Genomic DNA, 2,976 nt, shown 5'->3' with positions numbered 1-2,976 from the left:
TTTTTACGCGATAGCGATGATGCATGCAGAGCCATTGAGGCGTTGAAAGGTTGGTTGCAGCGTGAGGGTGGGGTTGACTGGAGAGGGAAAAACCGCGAAGATTCATGGAGGAAGAAACCAAGCATTTCCATTTTGTGTGCCCAATGGAAGTGTTTAAATCCGGATGCTGTGTTTGAGCTTGGTGCTTTTTATCAAAGTGTTATGGCGTTAAGTGGTAAAGCTTTGGGCGAGATGAATGGGAGCGATTTTAGAGAAGTGATGAATGTTTGGGGGCGGAAAATCCGTAAAAGTGTAAAAAGCGAGGGGTAAGCATGTATGCAAGAGGAAGTCTATAGCGATTTTCCTGCCTTATTGCGAGAAATAGCTGATGTTGCGGGCAGTGAAGCAGCATGGAATATGATGCGGGCTTTTGGTGGACGAGAAGTTTATATACCTGGGCGTCTTGAGAGTGCGGATTGGTTGATTGAGATTGTTGGGTTTGAAGAAGCGCAGCAATTGATCAACTATTTTTGTTTTAATGGTTCGGGAGTGCGCCTTCTTATCCCCCTTGGCAGAGATGCTGAACGGCGGCAAAAAATGGTGCAAGCGTTGCAAAAAGGCTGGTCGGTGGATGCTGCCGCTGCTGTTTCTGGTATGCATGTGCGTACAGCCTATCGCTTGAAGAAGAAAATATCTTTGCAAGAACCACAAGGTTCGTTATTTCCAGAGTTTTATGAGTATTGAGAGTTTTGACTGACAGTGTCAGGCTTATATTGGGGGGTGGAGATCCGATAAACTGCGCATGGATTTTTATGCATTGAGTGGTTTGTTATGATTTCAATAGATGCTTCTTTTCTTCATCGTCTTGCGCCTAAACTGGCGCATCATGCGCGTCAAGATTTTATTATTGTTGAAATGGCACGCGTGTTGCCTGAAGCTTTATCCTATGGGGCACTCACAACACCGTTGCGTATTGCGCATTTTTTAAGCCAATGTGCGCATGAGAGTGATGGCTTTTTTACCGTTTGTGAATATGCCTCTGGGCGTGCTTATGAGGGGCGGCGTGATTTAGGCAATATCAACCCTGGTGATGGGGTGCGCTTTAAGGGGCGTGGTTTGATCCAGTTGACGGGGCGCAATAATTATCGTCGTTTTACGAAGTTTTGGCGCTTAGTCGATGAACAAGCGGTTGATTGTGAGGCTTTTCCAGAAGAGGTGGAAAAGTTTCCAGCAGCGCTTTGGTCTGCTGTTTGGTTTTGGCAAATGAAAGGCTTGAATAGGCTGGCTGATCAAGATGATTATCTCAGGATTACCAAGGCGATCAATGGGGGCAAGAATGGACTTGTGCAACGTTTGATTTATTTGAACCGCGCTAAAAAGCTTTTGGGGCTTGGAGGCGAGGTGAAAGCATGAAGCCCTCTTATCGTGGTTCTAGGCTCTATTTATGGTGGTCTTTTTGGTTTGCTTGGGGGGTTATTTTTTTGCTCGTTTCTGGTGGTTTGTGGGGGGCTCCGCATATTGTTGATATGGCGAGCATTTCTATTCCTTCGATGGTGGCGATTATTGTTGGCAATCTGGGGGTGCATCGTGGCTTTGGTTCTATGGATTTTTCTAATAGGAAACATTCCCATAAGCGGCATAGCCGCTCCTATGATGGGGTGGAGATAACGGGGTGGGGAGATAAAAGCAATGTTTAGCGCTGTTTCAAAACTGTCTTTTGGTCTGCTTTTTTTTGTCAGTGTGATGTTGGCGGCTTTTGGCTTTATGAAAGCGCAAATTTTAAAAGCGGAAAAGGCGCGTGATTTGTATTGGCAGTTGGAGATTGCCAAGGCTTCAGCACGTGCACTGCTTGTACAAGAGCGACAAAGACAAGCAGCGTTGGAAGCTGAGCATCGAGCGCAAGGGGTGATTTCTGCTTTAGAACAAAAGCTTATCAAAATGGAGGAAGTCAATGGGAAGTTGCCGGTTACTGGCGGTGGCATTGGGCTTGAGCGTGTGCGCTTGCTCAACACACAAGCCGGTGGGTAGCCTTTCTTATCATTTTTTATCGGTTGAATTGCCGCCTGTTGTTCGCATGGCGTGTTCCCGCCCAGCTTTATTGCCAGAGCGTGCTTTGAATGCGCGCGAAGTGGTGCACTATTGGGGGCGTGATCGTGCTGCTTTATTGATTTGTGAACAGCGCAGAAAAGCTGCGGAGAGGGCGATTTTAGGCACAAGAGAGGGGACTTTTAAGTGAACTTGGATATCAGTGTTGCCAATGGCTGGTTGTCTTTATTGTTATCGGTTATTGCGATTTGTGGGGTTTTGAGAGCCTATTTTTCTTCCGGTGCGCGGGAAATGCTGAAAGATATCACGGCGCTTAAAGAGCGTGTGCAAAAGTTAGAAACAGAGATGGATTTTTTGCCTGATCGTGATGCGCTGCAAAGATTGGAAGTAAATATGGAGAAATTGAATGGTCGCCTCAATACGCTTTCTGCACAATTACAACCGGTGGCAGCCATTGGTGAGCGCTTGCAAGAGTTTTTGTTGGAGAATGCCAAGAAATGAAAGCAGATATGGATAAAATCATCCGTGAAGAAGCGCGGTTGATTATTTTAAAAGGGCTTGCTTGTGAGCGCAGTGAAACTTTATCGAGTGCGATGATTGAGCGGCTTTTATACAGTTATGGCATCAGGCGCGATCGCGACTTTGTGCATAATGAACTGGCATGGATGGAAGATCAAGGTGCTGTTACGTTAAAATGTGTGGGTTCGGTTTTTCTTGCGGCATTAACAGAACGGGGAGCACGTCATTTAGACCGAAGCTTTTCCATTGAGGGGATTAAGCGGCCTAAACGTTCATCAATAAAATATGAGGTGAAGGATGCGCAAGGTCGGGCGTGGACGTTTAACGGCGATTGATTTATTGCCGCAAGCTTGTGATCAAATCATTGCAGAGGCGGCTGAGGCTTTAAACGGGCGTGAAAAGACGCAAAAAGCCATTTATGATGAATTTAAA

7 protein-coding genes and 1 pseudogene are annotated in these 2,976 nt (G+C 46.1%); all 8 read left to right on the top strand.

The features are described 5' to 3' along the window. A pseudogene (locus ACFIO3_RS08075) lies at positions 1 to 309 on the top strand (GemA protein); the annotation flags it as partial. Positions 310 to 315: 6 nt separating this feature from the next. Then, positions 316 to 723 carry a helix-turn-helix domain-containing protein gene (locus tag ACFIO3_RS08070; protein WP_375614061.1) on the top strand — a complete coding sequence of 136 codons (408 nt, stop codon included), beginning with the start codon at positions 316 to 318 and terminating at the stop codon, positions 721 to 723. 87 nt (positions 724 to 810) lie between these two features. After that, on the top strand, positions 811 to 1,392 hold the full coding sequence (locus ACFIO3_RS08065; protein WP_375695522.1) for a glycoside hydrolase family 19 protein: 582 nt from the start codon (positions 811 to 813) through the stop codon (positions 1,390 to 1,392). Next, positions 1,389 to 1,676: a hypothetical protein gene (locus ACFIO3_RS08060; RefSeq protein WP_375607963.1), complete on the top strand. Its 288-nt coding sequence runs from the start codon at positions 1,389 to 1,391 to the stop codon at positions 1,674 to 1,676. The genes ACFIO3_RS08065 and ACFIO3_RS08060 overlap by 4 nt, the downstream gene beginning before the upstream one ends. Then, positions 1,669 to 2,007 (top strand): hypothetical protein, encoded by a 339-nt coding sequence (locus tag ACFIO3_RS08055; protein ID WP_375704291.1) that lies wholly within the window; start codon positions 1,669 to 1,671, stop codon positions 2,005 to 2,007. Before ACFIO3_RS08060 ends, ACFIO3_RS08055 begins: the two co-directional genes overlap by 8 nt. Beyond that, positions 2,000 to 2,215: a hypothetical protein gene (locus ACFIO3_RS08050; protein ID WP_375607965.1), complete on the top strand. Its 216-nt coding sequence runs from the start codon at positions 2,000 to 2,002 to the stop codon at positions 2,213 to 2,215. Before ACFIO3_RS08055 ends, ACFIO3_RS08050 begins: the two co-directional genes overlap by 8 nt. Further along, positions 2,212 to 2,526, top strand: coding sequence for a DUF2730 family protein (locus tag ACFIO3_RS08045; RefSeq protein WP_375607966.1), 315 nt, complete (start codon positions 2,212 to 2,214; stop codon positions 2,524 to 2,526). The genes ACFIO3_RS08050 and ACFIO3_RS08045 overlap by 4 nt, the downstream gene beginning before the upstream one ends. Next, entirely contained in the window at positions 2,523 to 2,879 is a 357-nt protein-coding gene (locus ACFIO3_RS08040; protein ID WP_375607967.1) for a hypothetical protein, read from the top strand. Before ACFIO3_RS08045 ends, ACFIO3_RS08040 begins: the two co-directional genes overlap by 4 nt. Positions 2,880 to 2,976 lie beyond the last annotated feature (97 nt).

This window comes from Bartonella sp. AD328YNZD, assembly GCF_042196425.1.
Note: the sequence above shows the minus strand (reverse complement) of the source record. Positions and strands in the feature narration are given on the sequence as shown.